General features: G+C 70.4%; 16 protein-coding genes. 4 read left to right on the forward strand and 12 right to left on the reverse strand.

The features are described 5' to 3' along the window. Positions 1-46: 46 nt before the first annotated feature. The 11 genes from CG723_RS19350 to CG723_RS19400 form a co-directional block, all read right to left on the reverse strand. On the reverse strand, positions 47-436 hold the full coding sequence (locus CG723_RS19350) for a cytidine deaminase (protein ID WP_100594725.1): 390 nt from the start codon (positions 434-436) through the stop codon (positions 47-49). Continuing rightward, positions 433-1,722, reverse strand: coding sequence for an ABC transporter permease (locus CG723_RS19355; protein WP_100594726.1), 1,290 nt, complete (start codon positions 1,720-1,722; stop codon positions 433-435). The genes CG723_RS19350 and CG723_RS19355 overlap by 4 nt, the downstream gene beginning before the upstream one ends. Continuing rightward, positions 1,719-2,864, reverse strand: a complete 1,146-nt coding sequence (locus CG723_RS19360) for an ABC transporter permease (protein WP_100594727.1) — start codon at positions 2,862-2,864, stop codon at positions 1,719-1,721. Before CG723_RS19360 ends, CG723_RS19355 begins: the two co-directional genes overlap by 4 nt. Next, positions 2,861-4,429, reverse strand: coding sequence for an ABC transporter ATP-binding protein (locus CG723_RS19365; RefSeq protein ID WP_100594728.1), 1,569 nt, complete (start codon positions 4,427-4,429; stop codon positions 2,861-2,863). Before CG723_RS19365 ends, CG723_RS19360 begins: the two co-directional genes overlap by 4 nt. A gap of 193 nt (positions 4,430-4,622) precedes the next feature. Next, positions 4,623-5,684, reverse strand: coding sequence for a BMP family lipoprotein (locus CG723_RS19370; RefSeq protein ID WP_100594729.1), 1,062 nt, complete (start codon positions 5,682-5,684; stop codon positions 4,623-4,625). Between the two features lie 209 nt (positions 5,685-5,893). Continuing rightward, a complete protein-coding gene (locus CG723_RS19375; RefSeq protein ID WP_100594730.1) occupies positions 5,894-7,153 on the reverse strand; it encodes an amidohydrolase in 1,260 nt (419 codons plus the stop codon). Positions 7,154-7,489: 336 nt separating this feature from the next. Further along, positions 7,490-8,272, reverse strand: coding sequence for a glycoside hydrolase domain-containing protein (locus CG723_RS19380; protein WP_100594947.1), 783 nt, complete (start codon positions 8,270-8,272; stop codon positions 7,490-7,492). A 181-nt stretch (positions 8,273-8,453) separates the two neighbouring features. Then, positions 8,454-9,542, reverse strand: coding sequence for a hypothetical protein (locus CG723_RS19385; RefSeq protein WP_100594731.1), 1,089 nt, complete (start codon positions 9,540-9,542; stop codon positions 8,454-8,456). Between the two features lie 86 nt (positions 9,543-9,628). Next, a complete protein-coding gene (locus CG723_RS19390; protein ID WP_100594732.1) occupies positions 9,629-10,567 on the reverse strand; it encodes an N-acetylneuraminate synthase family protein in 939 nt (312 codons plus the stop codon). A gap of 14 nt (positions 10,568-10,581) precedes the next feature. Beyond that, positions 10,582-11,880 carry an N-acylneuraminate cytidylyltransferase gene (locus CG723_RS19395; protein WP_100594733.1) on the reverse strand — a complete coding sequence of 433 codons (1,299 nt, stop codon included), beginning with the start codon at positions 11,878-11,880 and terminating at the stop codon, positions 10,582-10,584. Between the two features lie 26 nt (positions 11,881-11,906). After that, positions 11,907-13,223, reverse strand: coding sequence for a DUF6716 putative glycosyltransferase (locus tag CG723_RS19400; RefSeq protein ID WP_100594734.1), 1,317 nt, complete (start codon positions 13,221-13,223; stop codon positions 11,907-11,909). Positions 13,224-13,421: 198 nt separating this feature from the next. On the opposite strand from CG723_RS19400, the gene CG723_RS19405 reads away from it, so the two are divergent. From CG723_RS19405 to CG723_RS19420, 4 genes are all read left to right on the forward strand, one after another. Further along, complete coding sequence (locus CG723_RS19405) at positions 13,422-14,402, forward strand: glycosyltransferase family 2 protein (protein ID WP_100594735.1); 981 nt, start codon at positions 13,422-13,424, stop codon at positions 14,400-14,402. Continuing rightward, positions 14,399-15,736, forward strand: coding sequence for a polysialyltransferase family glycosyltransferase (locus tag CG723_RS19410; RefSeq protein WP_100594736.1), 1,338 nt, complete (start codon positions 14,399-14,401; stop codon positions 15,734-15,736). The genes CG723_RS19405 and CG723_RS19410 overlap by 4 nt, the downstream gene beginning before the upstream one ends. Then, positions 15,733-16,878: an acyltransferase family protein gene (locus tag CG723_RS19415; RefSeq protein WP_100594737.1), complete on the forward strand. Its 1,146-nt coding sequence runs from the start codon at positions 15,733-15,735 to the stop codon at positions 16,876-16,878. The genes CG723_RS19410 and CG723_RS19415 overlap by 4 nt, the downstream gene beginning before the upstream one ends. Before the next feature lie 94 nt (positions 16,879-16,972). After that, entirely contained in the window at positions 16,973-17,872 is a 900-nt protein-coding gene (locus CG723_RS19420) for a class I SAM-dependent methyltransferase (RefSeq protein WP_100594738.1), read from the forward strand. 21 nt (positions 17,873-17,893) lie between these two features. Here CG723_RS19420 and leuE read toward each other — a convergent pair whose 3' ends face one another. Then, positions 17,894-18,550, reverse strand: a complete 657-nt coding sequence (gene leuE, locus CG723_RS19425) for a leucine efflux protein LeuE (RefSeq protein ID WP_100594739.1) — start codon at positions 18,548-18,550, stop codon at positions 17,894-17,896. Between the last annotated feature and the right edge of the window lie 28 nt (positions 18,551-18,578).

The raw sequence follows: 18,578 nt of genomic DNA on the forward strand, positions 1-18,578 counted from the left end.
AGCGACCCGTTGAAAGTGGCCCCGCCCAACCGGGCGGGGCCGTAGGTCAGTTGAGGTGCTGGGGTCCGAACGCGTCGGGGAGCATCTCGCCGAGCGGGCGGATCCCCGACGTCGTCTCCAGGAGCAGCTCGGTGCCCCCGAACTCGTAGAGGAGCTGGCGGCAGCGGCCGCACGGCATCAGGATCTCGCCCTTGCCGTCCACGCACGTGAAGTGCGTCAGCCGGCCGCCGCCGGTGAGCTGGAGCTGCGAGACGAGCCCGCACTCGGCACACAGGCCGAGCCCGTACGACGCGTTCTCGACGTTGCAGCCCGACACGGTGCGGCCGTCGTCCACGCGGGCCGCGGCGCCGACCGGGAAGGCCGAGTACGGCACGTACGCGCGGGACATGGCCTCGCGGGCCGCCTCCCTGAGTGCTTCCCAGTCGGCTTCCGTCACTTGCCCTGACCCTTCCGGTAGCGCATGCCGTCGGCCTTGGGCATCCGCAGCCGCTGCGCGGACAGGGAGAGCACCAGGAGGGTGACGACATACGGGGTGGCGCCGACGAAGTCGCCGGGCACCTCATCCGTCAGGAGGTACCAGACCAGGACAACCACGGCAATCACCGCGCTGATCGTGGCCTGGATCATGGCCTTGCGGTACGCCTTCCAGCCCGCAAGCAGAGCCAGCAGCACGACCAGCAGGAGCAGCAGCGCGTGGACGGTCTCGCCGCCGTTGCGCAGCTGGAGCGCGTCGGAGAAGCCGAACAGGCCCGCGCCCATGGCGAGGCCGCCCGGCCGCCAGTTGCCGAAGATCATGGCGGCGAGGCCGATGTAGCCGCGCCCGCCGGTCTGGCCCTCCAGGTAGCTGTGCGAGGTGACCAGCGCGAGGAACGCGCCGCCGAGACCCGCGAGTCCGCCGGAGATCGCGACGGCGGCGTACTTGTGCGCGTACACGTTGACGCCGAGAGACTCGGCCGCGACCGGGTTCTCGCCGCAGGAGCGCAGGCGCAGGCCGAACGAGGTGCGCCACAGCACCCACCAGCTGCCCACGAAGAGCAGCACGGCGAGGATCGTGATCACGGAGACGTTGGTGACCAGGCCGCCGAGGATGCCGGCGAGGTCGGAGACCAGGAACCAGTGGTGCTGCTCGATGGAGTGCAGTCCGCTGGACAGGCCCGGGATCGTGACGTCGCCGAGCGACTCGGCGGGCGGCGACTGCTTGGGGTTGCCGCCCTTGGCCGCGGGCTCGCCGTCGGCGAAGAACAGTTTGGCGAGGTACTGGGTGGCGCCCAGGGCGAGGAGGTTGACGGCGACACCGGAGACGATGTGGTCGACGCCGAACGTGATGGTGGCGACGGCGTGGATCAGACCGCCCAGCACACCGAAGCCGATGCCACAGACGAGGCCGAGCCAGGGGCTGGTCTGCCAGCCGAGCCAGCCGGCGCCGAACGTGCCGAGGATCATCATGCCTTCGAGGCCGATGTTGACCACGCCGGCCCGCTCCGACCACAGGCCCGCGAGGGCCGCGAGGCCGATGGGCACGGCGAGTCCGAGGGCGGCGCTGATCTGGCCGCCGGAGGTGAGCTGGTCGGCACCCGTGATGACGCGGACGGCGGAGACCAGGAACAGCGCACCGACGACGATCATCAGGGTCTGGCCCGTGGAGAGCCGGCCCCGCGCCTTCTTGGCGCCGCTCACCGCGGGGGCCGCCGGCGGCGGGGTGTCGGTCGTCGTGGCGGTCATCCGGCCACCTCCTGCTTGTCGGTGCGGACGGCGGCGGCCTGCGCGGCGAGTTCGGCGCCGACCCTCTGCTGCTGGCGCTTGAGCCCGTAGCGGCGTACGACTTCGTAGGCGATGACGACGCACAGGACGATGACGCCCTGGATCACGCCGAGGATCTCCTTGTCGTAGCCCTGGAACTCCAGGTGGTTGGTGGTGCGCTCCAGGAAGCCCCACAGCAGGGCGCCGAGCGCGATGCCGACCGGGTGGTTGCGGCCGAGCAGCGCGATCGCGATGCCCGTGAAGCCGAGGCCCACCGGGAAGCTGTTGTCGTACTGGTGGCTGTCGTTGAGCAGCGTCGGCATGCCGACCAGACCGGCCACGGCACCCGAGATGACCATGCTGGTGGCGACCATCTTCTTGACGCTGACGCCGCTCGCGGCGGCCGCCGACTCGGACTGGCCGACCGTGCGCAGGTCGAAGCCGAAGCGGGTGCGGCCGAGGACGAACCAGTACGCGACGCCGACGAGCACGGCGATCACGATGAAGCCCCAGACCTGGCCGGCCGGTCCCGCGTCGATCATGAAGAAGTTCGAGGACTCGGGCAGCGGCTTGGTGGACACCAGGGTGCCCGCCTCGTCGAGCTGGCCGAGCTGCTCGGGCTGGAGGAGGTACGCGATGATCGCGGTCGCGATCGAGTTGAGCATGATCGTCGAGATGACCTCGCTGACACCGCGGGTCACCTTGAGGATGCCCGCGATGGCGGCCCACAGGGCACCGGTCGCCATGGCGGCGAGCAGGATCAGCGGGATGGAGAGCCAGCCGGGCAGCGTGAGCGCCCCGCCGAGCACGGCCGCGACGAACGCGGCGAGCCGGTACTGGCCGTCGACACCGATGTTGAACAGGTTCATGCGGAAGCCGATGGCCACCGCGACACCCGCGAGGTAGTACGTCGTCGCCTTGTTGAGGATGTAGACCTGGCTGTCGCTCGCGGAGCCGTAGGTCACCATGTCGCTGAACGCGGCGAAGGGGTCCTTGCCGGTCGCCGCGATGATCACGGCGGTGACGACGAGTGCGGCGATGATCGCCAGGAGCGGGGCGGCGACCGCGAGGATCAGCCGCTCCTTGTCGATCCGGGACTTGCCCCGGGATATCAGTGTCTTCATCGGGCGTCCCCGCCTTCGGCGTCTTCCGTGTGCTCGAGGTGGCCGGAGGCCGCACCTGTCATGGCGGAGCCCAGCTCCTCCGGGGTGATGGTGGCGGGGTCGGCGTCGGCGACCAGGCGGCCGCGGTACATCACCCGCAGGGTGTCGGACAGGCCGATCAGCTCGTCCAGGTCCGCCGAGATGAGCAGCACGGCGAGGCCCTCGCGGCGGGCGCGGCGGATCTGGTCCCAGATCTGGGCCTGTGCGCCGACGTCCACACCGCGGGTGGGGTGAGCGGCGATCAGCAGCTTGGGGGCGTGGCTCATCTCGCGGCCGACGATCAGCTTCTGCTGGTTGCCGCCGGACAGGGAGGCCGCGGTGACCTCGATGCCGGGGGTGCGGACGTCGTAGTCGCGCACGATGCGCTCGGTGTCGGCGCGGGCGGCCTTGAGGTCGAGCAGCCCGCCCTTGGAGTTGGGGCGCTCGGTGACATGGCCGAGGACCCGGTTCTCCCACAGCGGCGCTTCGAGGAGCAGCCCGTGACGGTGCCGGTCCTCGGGGATGTAACCGACACCGGCTTCGCGGCGCTTGCGGGTGGGGGTCCGGGTGACGTCGGCGCCGTCCAGAGCGACGGTGCCGCGGTCCGGGGCCCGCATGCCCATGATGGCCTCGACGAGTTCGGACTGGCCGTTGCCCTCCACGCCCGCGATGCCGAGGACTTCGCCGCGGTGGATGGTGAAGCTGACGTCGTCGAGGATGACGCGCTCGACGCCGTCCAGGTCGGTCTGCGTGAGGCGCACCCCGCCCAGGTGGAGCATCGGGGTGTCGGTGACCGTCGACTCCTCGGTCTCCGGCGACGGCAGCTCGCTGCCGACCATGAGCTCGGCGAGCTGCTTGGTGCTCGTGCTCTTCGGGTCGGCCGTGCCGACCGTCGTCCCGCGCCGGATGACCGTGATCTCGTCCGCGACGGAGAGCACTTCGCCCAGCTTGTGGGAGATGAAGATGACCGTGAGGCCCTCGGACTTGAGCTCGCGCAGGTTGTCGAAGAGCGCGTCGACCTCCTGCGGCACGAGGACCGCGGTGGGCTCGTCGAGGATCAGCGTCCGGGCGCCCCGATAGAGGACCTTGAGGATCTCGACGCGCTGCCGGTCGGCGACCCCGAGCTCCTCGACGAGGACGTCGGGGCGCACCCCGAGGCCGTACGCCTCCGAGATCTCGCGGATCTTCGTACGTGCCTTGCCGCCGATGCCGTGCAGCTTCTCGGCGCCCAGGACGACGTTCTCCAGGACGGTGAGGTTGTCGGCCAGCATGAAGTGCTGGTGGACCATGCCGATGCCGCGCGCGATGGCGTCGGCGGGCGTGGCGAAGGCGACCTGGGTGCCGTCGACAGCGATGGTGCCCTCGTCCGGCTTCTGCATGCCGTAGAGGATCTTCATCAGGGTCGACTTGCCGGCGCCGTTCTCACCGCACAGGGCGTGGACGGTGCCCCGCCGTACGGTGATGTCGATGTCGCGGTTGGCGACGACGCCGGGAAAGCGCTTGGTGATGCCGCGCAGTTCGACGGCGGGAGGGCTGGACGCGTTGATGGCGCACTCTCCTCGGGGGACAGGACGTACGTACGGAAGGGGTGAACGGTCGCGCGGAGCCGCGCGGGGGCGCGTCGGCGACGGTAATACGCCAACCCATAGCTACACGCGTAGAGTTGACACATTGTTATGGCCCGGCGAGGGGAAGCTTTCGCCACTCCCCCCGCCGAGCCGGGCCCTCAGGGGCCTCAGGTCACGGGGTGGTCTTGACCTTGACCTTGCCGCTCGCGATCTGCTCCTTGGCGGCGTCCAGCTTGGCCTGGATGTCGTCGATGTAGCCGCCGGAGGTGGCGAGCGAGACGCCGCCGTCCTTCAGGGCGTAGGTGTTGGTGCCGGTCTTCGGCGAACCGTCCTTGACCGACTTGATCAGGTCGTAGACGCCGATGTCGACGTTCTTGACGACCGAAGTCAGGATCGAGGACTTGTACTTGGCCAGACCCGGGATGTTGTACTGGTCCGAGTCGACGCCGATCGCCCAGGCGCCCTTCGTGCCGGAGACGGCCTCGATGGCACCGTTGCCGGAGGAGCCGGCCGCCGAGTAGACGACGTCGGCGCCCTTGTCGAGCATGCCCTGGGCGGCTTCCTTGCCCTTGTCCGGGGAGGCGAAGCCGGAGGTGTCCGAACCGTGGCTCAGGTACTGGACGTCGACCTTGATCTTCGGGTTGGTGGCCTTGACGCCCTGGACGTAGCCCGCCTCGAACTTCTTGATCAGCGGGACGTCGACACCGCCGATGAAGCCGACGTGGTCCTTCTTCGTCTTCAGCGCGGCGGCGACGCCGGCCAGGTAGGAGCCCTGCTCCTCGGTGAAGACGATGGAGTCGGTGTTCTTGGCGTTCACCACGGAGTCGACGATGCCGAAGGTGGTCTTCGGGTACTTCGCGGAGACCTTGGTCATCGAGGTGGCGTACGCGTAGCCGACCCCGATGATGGGGTTGTAGCCGGCGTCGGCCAGGTCGGACAGGCGCTGCTCGCGGTCGGCCTCGGTGTCGGAGGTCTTGGCGGTCAGCTCCTTGAGGTCACCGCCGAACTCCTTCTTGGCCTTGTCGGCACCGCGCGCGGCGGAGTCGTTGAAGGAGTGGTCGCCACGGCCGCCGACGTCGAAGGCGAGGCCGATCTTGACCCCGCCCTTCTTGCCGGAGTCCGACGAGGAGCCCGAGGACTCGTTGTCCGAGGAAGTGCCGCCACATGCGGTGGCGGTGAGAGCGAGTGCCGCGGTGGCTATGCACGCAGCAGAGATTTTGGCTACCCGGCGCAAGGGAGGCTCCTTCGACCTGACCTGAGCGCCGGGCTCCCGGCGCTGGTTTTCGGACGGATCGTAACGCGCGTAGATGTCAGATAAAGGGCCGTTCCGCAGCCGTTATCGGATTGACGCGAACGACGCCCGGCGGTCCGGTCTACGGGGCGTTACGGGGGTGGGTCGGGTGGGTTACGTGCCGCCCACACCGACCCTTTCCCCGCACCGATTTACGCCCCCTGCTCCCGTGCGGCCCCGTCCATCAGCGCCGCCGCGGTGAACAGCTCCACCCCGACGGTGATCGCCGACTCGTCGGCGTCGAAGTCGCCCTGGTGCAGGTCGCGTCCGCCGCGCTCGCCGGGGGTGCGCACCCCGAGGCGGGCCATGGCGCCGGGGACGTGCTCCAGATACCAGGAGAAGTCCTCGCCGCCCAGGCTCTGCTGGGTGTCCTCGACGGAGTGGGCGCCGCGGCGCAGCGTCATCGCGGCGGTCAGGAGGTCGGTGACCTCCGGGTCGTTGACCACGGGCGGCACCCCGCGGATGTAGTTGATCTCCGACTTGGCGCGGTAGAGGTCGGCGACCTCCTGGATCGCGCCGTGCACCAGGTCGGGCGCCTGCCGCCACGCTTCGAGGTCGAGGCAGCGGACGGTGCCGGACAGCTCGGCGTGCTGCGGGATGACGTTGCACGCGTGGCCGGTTTCGATACGTCCCCAGGTCACGGCGAGGCCCGAACGGGCGTCGATGCGGCGGGCGACGAGCGCGGGGACCTCGGTGGCCACCTTCGCGGCGGCGGTCACGAGGTCGGTGGTGAGGTGGGGGCGCGCGGTGTGCCCGCCGGGCCCGTCGAGCGCGACCTCGAGACGGTCGCAGGCCGAGGTGATCGCGCCGTGCCGCAGCCCGATCCGGCCCGCGTCGACCTTCGGGTCGCAGTGCACGCCGATGATCGACCCGACGCCTTCGAGCACGCCCGACTCGATGGCGTCGGGGGCGCCGCCGGGCAGCACCTCCTCGGCGGGCTGGAAGATCAGGCGTACGGGGTGCGGGAGCCGGCCCTGGCGGTGCAGCTCGGCGAGGACCAGGCCCGCGCCGAGCACGACCGTCGTGTGCACGTCATGGCCGCAGGCGTGGGCGCGGCCGGGCACGGTGGACCGGTAGGCGCAGCTCGCCTTGGTGTCCGGGATGGGAAGCGCGTCGATGTCGGCGCGCAGGGCGAGCATGGGGGGCCCGCCCCGCCACTCCCCTTCCGCCGTGCCGATGTCGCAGACGAGTCCCGTGCCGATGTCCAGAATGCGTGGAGTGAGCCCGGCCTTCTCCAGGCGGGCCCTGATCGCCGCCGTCGTGCGGAACTCCTGGTTGCCGAGCTCGGGGTGCATGTGCAAGTCGCGGCGGAAGGCAACCAGTTCGGCACGGAGCTCTTCGGACAGCGTGCCGGGGAGCGCTCCGGAGGGGACCACTTCCCCGGGCTGACCGGCCTCGGACTCTCGGGACATCAGTTGGTTCACCCTTTGAAGGGTAGGCCGGGGCGGGGGTCAGCCGCCCCACGATCAACAAAAGTTCAACCGAATTGGGGTAAGAAATGCGGCCGGAGTGCGCATGCACTTCACGCGAAGTGGGTAGGACGTCTCTTTCGCGCCGAGTTGTCTTCGGCCCCTCCGCCACCCGCCGCCTCGCCCTTCGCGGGCCCGATGAACTCGGACGTGCCCACCTCCGAGGCAGCCCCGGGAGGTGGACACGGCCCGGCCCTCCCTGGCACCGGCCAGGTCGAGGGCGAGCGGCCCGGGCAGCGTCTGCTCCCGGGCGCACCCCCGCCCACGTGATCTCGGCGGTCAGCCGACGATCGCCACCGGCGCGTCCCACGCGTCCCGGTCCACCGTGATCGTGTAACCGCCGCGCGACTCCTTGCTGTTCACCATGTACTGGTGGGCGCGGCGGTGGCCGGTCCACAGAGTGGAGGCGAAGGGCCAGTCCGTAGTGGTCGTGTTGACCTTGTCCCAGAGCGCGTACCAGAGGATGTCCGGCATGTCCGTGCGGTTCGTCGTCGTGGCGACGGCCTTCGCGCTGGAGCTGCGGAAGCCGTAGAAGCCGGTCCGGTAGCTCTTGGCGTGCACGGCCTTGTCCCAGGCGCGGACATAGGTGAGGACCGCGTTGTTGCAGGACGTGTTCGTCGTGTCGTACGACTCCATGTCCAGGTAGAGCGGGGATCCGGCCTTCATGCCGAGGGCGGCGGCCTTGGTGACGGCGTCGGCGCCGTCCTTCGCGCCGAGCGAGGCGGCGGTGGACGCGGTCATCTTCTCGGGGTTCGCGCCGGACTGGCATGGCGGCTGGGCCCCCACGTAGAGCGGGATCAGCTTCCAGCCGGATGCGCTGACCGACTTCACCCAGGACGCGGTGAGGTTGGGCTGGGCGCAGCCGCGGTTCTTGCCGCCGACGTAGACGGCGGCGGCGCCGTAGAAGCCGGTCTTCCATGCCTTCATGGCGGAGAGGGAAGGGGCCGTGCAGGTGTCGAAGGCGCGGCCGGTGTACGTCTTGGCCGCGGGCAGCGTGGTGGCTGTCGCCGACTGGGCGACGATCGCTCCGGTGGCGGCCAGTGCCACGCCTGCGGCGGACATGGCGACGTAGCGGCGTCTCTTGGAGAGGCGGTGTCGGGGGTGCGTCACGGATTCCTCTGGGCGCTGTGTGCGGAGTGGGGGGTGCGGTGGGTTTGACCTGCCGGCACCCCGTGGGGTTGCCCTTCGGATTGCTACGCGATCACCAAGGTCTGGCCAAGAGCGGGCCCGCGGGGCCCGGCGGTCAGACGGCCGGGGCGACCGAGGCGAGGCGGTGTACGTCGCGTGCGGTGCCGGTGACGCCGGAGAGGAAGCCCTGGGCGCGCGGTGAGGCGTTCTCCGTCAGCCAGGCGGGGTCGATGTCGCAGACGGCGACGCGGACCTCGGTGCCGACGAGGGCCAGGGGCAGGGTGTGGACGACCGTCGAGGGGAAGCTGAGGATCGTACGGCCGATGGGGCCGCGGCGGGCGATCAGTTCGAGGGGGAGGTCGGGGCGGACGATCTCCAGGCCGGTCTCCACCGCGAGGCGGTGCAGCTTGTCCGAGCTCTCGCGGCGGTGGGCGAAGTAGCGGGTCGCGCCGTGGGCGCGGGCGAGGGCGCGGACGGCCTCCAGGTAGCGGTCCGGGTCGACGACGCCGGTCTCGACGAGGGACGTGCCGACGAGGTCGGCGCCCTTCGTCATGCGGGGCGGGCCGAAGCGGGCGCGGGTCCAGGTGAAGTCGTTGCGGGTGACGCGGACACCGTCGGGGACGGAGTCGATCGGCATGGCCGAGAAGACCTCGACGGTGCGGCGGGTGCCGTCGGGGGTGAGGCGGCGGCGGGCGGCGGCGGACACGGGCGCGAAGACGACGTCGCGCGGTCCGGGGCGGCCGCCGCGGCGGTGCCAGCGCACGAGGCGCTCACCGCGGGCGAGCTGGGAGACGAACTCCATGGTCGCGGTGCCGTCGTCGACGACGACGAGTTCGGGGGCCCGGGTGATCGTCAGCAGGAGCTGCACGTAGCGGGAGAACGGGTCGCCGATGACGATGCGGGCGGCCTTGCGCAGCGCGCCCGCGAGTCCGCCGATGGTGTGGAAGGGCGCGGTGGCGCCGCCACGCGCCTCTTCCCAGCGGACGATGTGGCCCTCGTCGCGGGCGAGTTCGGCCATGCGGCGCAGCTGGCCGCGGGTCATGGGGTCCGTGGGCGACAGAACGACCAGGGTGATCCGGTCCGTCTTGTCGGTGCTCTCGGCGCGATGCGCCCATTCCAGGACGTTGAGGAGCTGGACGGGGCTCTCCACGAAACACAGGGTTCCGGAGCGGCGTCCGGAGCGTGCTGCTGACATGGGCGACATGGGCCCTCCGAGGGACCTGTGGGGGGTTGGGGCCCGTGGGCCGGCGCCCGGCTGGGCGCCGGCCCACACGGGCGGACGTCGGACGGTCAGACGCCGACCGGCTCGCCCGCGGCGACGGCGATCTCCGACTCGGCGACGACGCCCGCGACGCGGCGGAGCTTCTTCATCGGGCCGAGCTCCGACTCGTAGACCTTCTTGACGCCGTCACCGAGGGACGCCTCGATGGTGCGGATGTCGCGCACGAGGCGGGTGAGGCCCTGCGGCTCGACGGAGGCGGCCTGGTCGGAGCCCCACATGGCGCGGTCGAGGGTGATGTGACGCTCGACGAAGGTGGCGCCGAGGGCGACGGCGGCGAGCGTGGTCTGCAGGCCGGTCTCGTGGCCGGAGTAGCCGATCGGGACGTTCGGGTACTCGGCCTGGAGGGTGTTGATGACCCGGAGGTTGAGCTCCTCCGCCTGCGCCGGGTAGGTCGACGTGGCGTGGCACATGAGGATGTTGTCCGAGCCGAGGACCTCGACCGCGTGACGGATCTGCTTCGGCGTCGACATACCGGTGGAGAGGATGACCGTGCGGCCGGTGGCGCGCAGGGCGCGGAGCAGCTCGTCGTCGGTGAGCGACGCGGAGGCGACCTTGTGGGCCGGGATGTCGAACTTCTCCAGGAAGGCGACGGCCTCGGTGTCCCACGGGGAGGCGAACCAGTCGATGCCGCGCTTCTTGCAGTGCTCGTCGATCTGGCGGTACTCGTCCTCGCCGAACTCGACGCGGTGGCGGTAGTCGATGTACGTCATGCGACCCCAGGGGGTGTCGCGCTCGATGTCCCACTGGTCACGCGGGGTGCAGATCTCGGGGGTGCGCTTCTGGAACTTGACGGCGTCACAGCCGGCCTCGGCGGCCACGTCGATCAGCTTGAAGGCGTTGTCGAGGTCGCCGTTGTGGTTGATGCCGATCTCGCCGGTGATGTACACGGGCTGGCCGGGGCCGGCGGTCTTCGAACCGAACGTGCGCAGGCGGGAGTTGGTGCTCATGACTGGGGAGTTCCTTACTTGTTGAGGGAGTCGAGAGAAGGGCCGAGGATCCAGGTGGCGATCTCTCGGATCGCGCCGTCACCACCGGGGAGAGTGGTGACCGCGCGCGCGGCGCCTCGTACGACGTCGTGGGCGCTCGCGACCGCCACGGGCCAGCCGACAAGGCCGAAGCACGGGAGGTCGTTGACGTCGTTGCCGACGTAGAGCACGCGCTCGGGCGCGATGCCCTGTTCCTCGCACCACTGCTTCAGTGCGAGGTCCTTGCGGTCGATGCCGTGCAGGACCGGGATCTGGAGCTTCCTGGCCCGGGCGGCGACGACCGGGTTCTGTTCCGTGGACAGGATCAGCAGCGGCACGCCCGACTTGCGCAGGGCAGCGATGCCGAGGCCGTCACCGCGGTGCACGGTGACGAACTCCCGTCCGTCGGAGTCGATCAGCACCTTGTCATCGGTCTGGGTGCCGTCGAAGTCGAGGACGACCGCGTCGATGTCTTCGGCGGTCGGGAGGGAGCCGGGCCTGTTCGCGTCGAAGAGCGGCGCGAGGGCCCGGGCGCGGGAGAGGTCGTGCGGGTCGTCGATCTCCAGGACCCGCGCGGGGTCGGTGCGGACGAGTTCCGTGCGGCCGAAGAAGCGGTGCTCGGCCTCGCGGAAGCCCCTCGCGTCCATGGCGTAGACCGCGCCGGTCTCCAGGAGGTCCTGGGGGCGGTCCTGGCGCATCTGGCGGAAGGACTTGTCGTGGTTGACGCCGTAGCCGCCGCTGGTGGCGGCGGGGGCGACGAGGGTGTCGGTGCCGCCCTCGACGGAGGCGCGCTCCACCGCGGGCGCGGCCGGCTCGTCATCGGCGTCGCGCCACACGAACCCGTGGAAGGGAGCGACGGTCAGGGCCGTGTCGGCGCCCTTCTCGACGATCGCGTTGACGACGCCGTCGATGTCCTCGCGGACGATGAAGGGGCTGGTGCACTGGACGAGGAGCACGACGTCGACCGCTGCGCCCTGGAGGGCCTCGTGGGCGTCGAGGGCGTGCAGCACGGCCGCCTCGGAGCTCGACTTGTCGCCGGCGATGGCGGCGGGCCGCAGGACGACCTCGGCGCCCGCCTCGCGGGCCACGGCGGCGATCGCGGCGTCGTCGGTGGAGACCACGACGTCCGTGACGAGCCGGGTGGCGCGGCACTCGCGGACGGTGCGGGCCACGAGGGGCACGCCGCCGACCGGGGCGAGGTTCTTGGCGGGCACTCCCTTGGAGCCGCCACGGGCGGGGATCACGGCGAGGACGCGGCGGACCGGTGCCGCTGTGCCCGCTTCCGGGTTGGTCATCAGGTCTCCTTGAGGGGTACGGGCGTTCACAGCTCGCCCATCCGCCGGATGACGGGCGCCACGCGCTGCACTCCGTGCCGGTAGGCGCCACGTGCGGCGCGGCGCACGATCTGCCGGACGGGGCCGGGCTCCTTGCCTGCGGCGGGTGCGCCGGGCAGCGGCGTCCCGTCGGGGGCGAGGTGGTGGCGGGCGAGGATGCGCGGCAGGTAGCCGGGGGCGGTGGTGAGGCTGTAGTAGGGGGCCAGGGGCGGGAGCCGGTCGGCTCCGGTCAGGCCGGTGACCCGGGCGCGGGCCGTGTCGAAGGCGGTGTCGTACGTGCCGTCGGCCGCGACGCCCTGGCGTGCCACCCACTCCTCGTCGGCCTTCGGCAGGTGGCCCGCGTCGAGCTGGTCCCAGGAGGCGAGGCAGCCGGAGCCGGTGAAGTGGTGGTTGCCGAGCGCCTCGCGCACCCCGAGGTCCGTGAGCAGGGCCGTGGGGATGCGCCGGTGCAGGGCTTCGAGCGCGGCCGTCGAGCTGACGGTGACCAGGAGGTCGGTGCGGTCGAGTACCTCGCCCATGTGCCCGTAGACGAGGCGGCAGTTGGCGGGCAGTCCGCCGTCGATCCGCTGGGCGAGCTTCTGGTAGGGCGCCTCTTCGATGTGCGTGGTGTGCTCGCCCGGCTTGCTGCGCAGCTTGAGCAGTACCTCGCGCTCGGGGTGCAGACGGGCGTGTCCGACGAGCCGCTTGAGCAGGTAGGCGCGGTCGGCGGGGGTGTCCGGTACGGAGGGCTGCGCGGCGAAGACGACCGTGTACGGGTCGTGCCTCTCCTCGTAGGGCGTGCCGCCGAGGAACGGCAGCGCGCACTCGGTCACCGAGGAGGCATCGGTGTCCACACCTTCGTACACGGCGCGGAAACGGTCCGCGTCGTGGCGGGAGTTGGCGAGGACGAGGTCGGCGCCGTGCCGCAGGAGCAGCCCGTCGGCGAGCTTCTCGTAGACGACTCCCACGTAGCCGGTGACGACGACGGGCCGCTTGGCCCGGCCCTGCCAGGCCCGCGCGAGGCCGTGGAGCATGGCCTGGACGGCGCCGCCGACGAGGGCGAGGACGACGACGTCGTACCGGTCGGCGTCCTGCTCCATACGGCGCAGGAATTCGACGGCGGTGACTTCGTCGAGGCTGTCGGCGCGGACGCCGACCTCGTCGAGCTGGCGGGGTGTCGGGGTGGCCCGGCCGCGCAGGAGGAATCCGTTGAGCGGACTCTCGTCGGTGGTGAGGCGGCGCGCGGTGAGCGCGCCCCACTTCCACCGGGTGTCGGAGTCCGCGAGCACGGCGACCCGTCGGGTCTCAGAGGTACTTGCTGGCACACCGAAGAAGCTAGGAAGCGATTCCGATCGACGGCCCAACCGGAGTGCAACAAACGGTTAACAGCGCACCGACGAATGGCGAATCCGGCCGGGAAGTGCCCAGGAAGCAGGCGGGTTCACTATTCCGCCACGCGTCGTTCACCTGACATCTCACCATCGGTCAAGACGAATGCCGGGCCGCCGCCTAGCGTCCTTCACGTGGTCAAGCTCTCCGTCATCGTGCCGTTCTACAACGTGCAGCAATACGCGCCCGACACCCTCAGAAGTCTTCGTGCCAACGCGCGCGACGACTTCGAATTCATTCTCGTCGACGACTGTTCGAAGGACGAGACCCCGGACATTCTCGCGCGCGCCGAGCGCGAGCTGCCCGGCGCCGTCCTGGTCAGACACGAAAAGAACGGAGGCCTGGCCACCGCGCGCAACACCGGACTCGACGCGTCGCGCGGTGAGTACCTGACATTCCTGGACGGGGACGACTGGCTCGCCCCTGGATACTACGAGCGACTGCTCGCCTCCATCGAAGGCCTGGGCTGCGATTTCGTCCGTACGGACCATGTCCAGTGCACCGCGCGGGCCCGCACCGTCCACCGCGTGCCGACCGGCAGGCGCGGTGTCGTCATGGATCCGCGCGAGGCGATCCTGCCCGCCGACCGCTCGACGTCCGTCGACTACGCGTACGCGTGGGCCGGCATGTACCACCGGCGGCTCGCCGACGCCGGCCTCCTCCACTTCACCGACGGCCTGCGCACGGCCGAGGACAGGCCGTGGATCTGGCGGCTGCACCGCGAGGCGAAATCCTTTGCCGCGGTGGGACTTCTCGGCGTGTTCTACCGGCGCGGTGTCGCTTCGTCGCTGACGCAGATCGGCGATGTGCGGCAGCTCGATTTCATCAAGGCGTTCGATCAGGTGGTGGCCGAAACGGCGCAGGACCAGGACGCGGAAAAACTTCTGCCGAAGGCCGTCCGTACGTACTGCGCGATTATTTCGCACCACCTGGGATCCATCGAAAGGTTCGAACCGGCAGTGGCGCGCAAATTGAAGACACTGAGTTCCGCGGCGCTGAAGCGCATGCCGCAGGACGTACTCGACGACGCGCTCGACTCGATGGACGTGCAGCGGGCGACGCGCCTGCGCCGGCTGCGGCGCCGCCCCGCCGCGGCGGGGGTGGCTGCCGCGTGACCACACAGATCTTCTTCGCCTCCACGCTGTACGGGACCGCGACGCTCGCCGCGGCCCTCGACGCGGACTGCTTCGCGCCCGCGGACCGGCGCATCCTGCTCGTCGCCAACAACGCGGCGACCCCGGAGACGACGCCCGCCGTCGACGAGATGCCGGGCTTCGAGCGGCTGCGCGGCCGCTTCGACGACATCGTGTCGTGGAACGAGACCATCGCGCCGTTCCACCCCGGCGGCTGGGCCCCGCGCCCCGACGACGTACCGCTGTGGGAGCGCCATCTGCGTCTCGCCTGGGGCCTGGGCGACGACGACGTCGAGCTGGCCGTGGAGTCGATCCAGGTCAACCCGGCGATGGCCGTGGCGCAGATCTTCACCGGCGTCCCCGTCGACGTGTACGCGGACGGCCTGATGAGCTACGGCCCGACCCGCAACAAGATCGACCCGCTGGTCGGCACCCGCGTGCGGCGGCTGCTGCACCTGGACCTCGTACCGGACCTGAAGCCGCTGCTCCTCACGGAGTTCGGCGTGGAGCCCGAGGTCGTGCCGACGGACGTCTTCGTGAAGGTGCTGGCCGAACTGGGCGACGTGAGCGGCGAGTTGCCGCACGTCGGGCCCGAACCGGCCGTGCTGCTCGGGCAGTACCTGTCCGCGCTCGACATCCTCACCGCGCAGGAGGAGGAGGACCTGCACGTGCGGATGATGCGCGGCGCGGTCGCCCTCGGCCACACGCGGATCGTCTTCAAGCCCCACCCGACGGCGCCGGCCACCTGGTCGCGCACCCTGGAGGCGGAGGCGGAGAAGCTCGGCGCCGAGCTCACCGTCCTCGACACGCCCGTGCTCGCCGAGGTCCTGTACCAGCGGATGCGCCCGGCCCTGGTCGTCGGCTGCTTCTCGACGGCGCTGCTGACCGCGTCCGCGTTCTACGGCATCCCGGTCGCCCGCATCGGCACCGGCACCCTCCTCGACCGCCTCGCGCCGTACCAGAACAGCAACCGCGTCCCGGTCACGATCGTGGACGCGCTGCTGCCCGAGCTGTCGGAGCAGGCTGCCGTGACCGCGCAGGAGTCCGGCACGGCGAACGCCGAGCTGAACCAGCTGGTGCGCGCGGTCGGCTTCGCGATGCAGCCGAAGATCTACCCGGACCTGCGGGCCGCGGCCGAGCGGTACCTCTCGACGCACTTGAGCGACCACACGTGGCGCTACTTCAAGCGCCGCCGGCTCACGTCCCTCGCGCTGCCTGGCGCCGTCCCGGCTCAGCTCGCGTTCATTCCGCGCAACGCGACGGTGCGCCGGGTCGCCCGCCGCGCGCGCTCGTTCAAGCGGGCTGCCCTCGGATGAGTACTTCACAGACGACGCTCCCCAAGCTTTCTCCGGGAGCGGACGCCACGGTGCGGAGCGCACGCCCCCGCGCGCACGCACCGCGGCTGAGAGCCCTGGACGGCCTGCGACTCATAGCCGCCCTGATGGTCGCCGCGTACCACTACGGCGGCCGTGACGGTGAGGTGTCCCAGGCCTGGGGCACCTCACCGAAGGTCCAGTTCCCGTCACTGCACCAGTGGTTCGCCTACGGCTGCCTCGGGGTGCAGATCTTCTTCGTCATCAGCGGCTTCGTGATCTGCATGAGCGGCTGGGGCAAGCCCCTGCGCTCGTTCTTCGCCTCCCGCGCGTCCCGACTGCTGCCGTCCTACTGGGCGGCCGTGATCCTGGTGACAGCGGTCTTCGCGCTGCCCGTGGTCGCGTACAAGGCGGTCTCGCCCAGTGACGCGCTCCTCAATCTGACGATGCTCCAGCAGCCGCTCGGCGTGGACCGGGTCCTCGGCGTCTGCTGGACCCTGTGGGCCGAGGTCCGCTTCTACGCGCTGTTCGCCCTGTGCATCGTCCTGCCGGGCGCGAACCGGCGCCGCGTCGTGCTGTTCTGCGCCGTGTGGACGCTCGCTGCCGCGATCACCCAGGCGTCCGGCGAGCCGGCCCTCAAGGTCATCCTGATGCCGGAGTACGCGCCGTACTTCATCGGCGGCGTCGGCCTGTATCTGCTCCACCTCAACCACCGCGACATGACCGCGTGGGGCATCGTCCTCGTGAGCTGGCTGATCGGTCAGCACTACGCGGTGGCCGCACTGTGGCATGCACCGAACCCTCACTTCTTCTCGTACCGGGGGTCGGGCTCGATCATCCTGATAGTGACCCTCGGCTTCGTGGCGGTGGGCGCGATAGCGCTCGGGCTGCTGAACCGGATCAACTGGGGATGGCTGACGGTCGCCGGTGCGCTGACGTACCCGTTCTACCTGGTCCACGAGCATCTGGGCTGGGTGGTGATCGAGATGCTGCACCGGCGTCTCGGGCTGCCGTCCGCCGTGACGTTCACCCTCACGGTCGCCGCGATGCTCACCCTCGCATGGCTCCTGAACCGCTTCGCGGAGAAGCCGCTTGCACCTTTCCTGCGCAAACAGCTGAACCCCACGCCCGCCAGGATTCACTGAGGATTCATACCCGGCGGAGTTTGCTGCCCGATTGGCGGATGCGATCTCTGAGCGCCTTGACCCTGTCGATTAGGAGCTCATAGGTTCGCGTCCCATGACTGCTGTGCACACCACCGCCCGGCGCCCGATCGACCTCGACGACGTCCCCGGCTGGTTCCCCCCGCTCGACCAACTCCTGTTCACCTGGCTCCTCGAACGGCAGGCGCAGCGGGAGGTCCGCGGGGATCTGCTGGAACTCGGCGTCTACATGGGCAAGAGCGCGGTCCTCCTCGGACAGCATCTGCACGGCACCGAGAAGTTCACCGTGTGCGACCTGTTCGAGGGCGACGCCCCCGACGAGGCGAACCAGGCCGAATCCACCAAGTCCTACGCCTCACTGACCCGGCAGGCCTTCGAGGAGAACTACCTCTCGTTCCACGACGAGCTGCCGAAGGTCGTCCAGGCACCCAGCTCCGTGATCTCCGACGAGGTCGACCCCGGCACCTGCCGCTTCGTCCACATCGACGCCTCGCACCTCTACGAGCATGTGTACGGCGACATCGGCGCCGCCCGCGAGCTGCTCGGCGCCGACGGCATCGTCGTCCTGGACGACTTCCGCTCCGAGCACACGCCGGGCGTCTCCGTCGCCGCGTGGGAGGCCGTACTCAACCGCGGCCTGCGCCCGCTCTGCCTGAGCACCCAGAAGCTGTACGCCACATGGGAGGACCCCGAGCCCCTCCAGGACGAGCTCCTCGGCATGCTCAGGGAGCGCGACGACATCGCCCTCAGCGTGCAGCAGGCGGCTGGTCACCGCCTGGTCCGCACGAAGTCGAAGGCGGTCAAGGCGCCCGCGTTCCCGCGCTCCCGCCACCATGTGGAGCACCTGGCGGAGCCGAAGGCGGCCTCCGCCCCGGATCCGGCTCCCGTACGCAAGCGCAGCCGCGCCCGCAGGATCGCCGTGGACCTGACGCCGCCGGTCATCACCCGGGCCCTGCGCCGCGCCCGCAGGGGCTAGGCCGAAAGCAGCCCGGGGGCCTCAGGCCCCCGCGAGGGACAGCTTGACCGCGAAACCCAGGAACAGCATGCCCGCCGCCGTGGTCGCGCCCGCCGAGAGCCGCCTGCGGCGCCGGAAGGCGTCGGCCAGGCGGGTACCGCTGAAGATCAGGGTGGAGAGGTAGAGGAAGCTCAGGACCTGGAGCAGCCCGCCGAGGACCACGAAGGACAGCGCCGGGTAGGCGTAGCCGGGGTCCACGAACTGAACGAAGAAGGAGATCAGGAACAGGATCGCCTTCGGGTTGAAGAGGCTGACGATCAGGGCGCGGCGGTACGGGTGCTCGTCACCGCTCCCGGTCACCGTCTCGGTTCCGCTCTCCACGTCGGGCTCACCGCGCTGCTTCCACAGCGCCCGCGCCGACCGGATCATGCCGATCGCCATCCACGTCAGGTAACCCGCTCCCGCGTACTTCACGACGAGGAAGAGCAGGGGCGTCGTCTGCAGCACGGAGGCCGCGCCGAGCGCGGCCAGTGTCATCAGGACCGTGTCCCCGGTGAAGACACCGGCGGCGGCCGCGTATCCGGTGCGTATGCCCTTGCGGGCGGCCACGGAAAGCACGTAGAGGGAGTTCGGTCCTGGCAGCAGGACGATGAGGACGAGACCGGCCAGATAGGTCGGGAGATTGATGACACCGAGCATGAAAGGGAGTGTCGCACGCCTATATGGC

This window comes from Streptomyces sp. CB01635, from assembly GCF_002803065.1.
Lineage (GTDB): Bacteria > Actinomycetota > Actinomycetes > Streptomycetales > Streptomycetaceae > Streptomyces.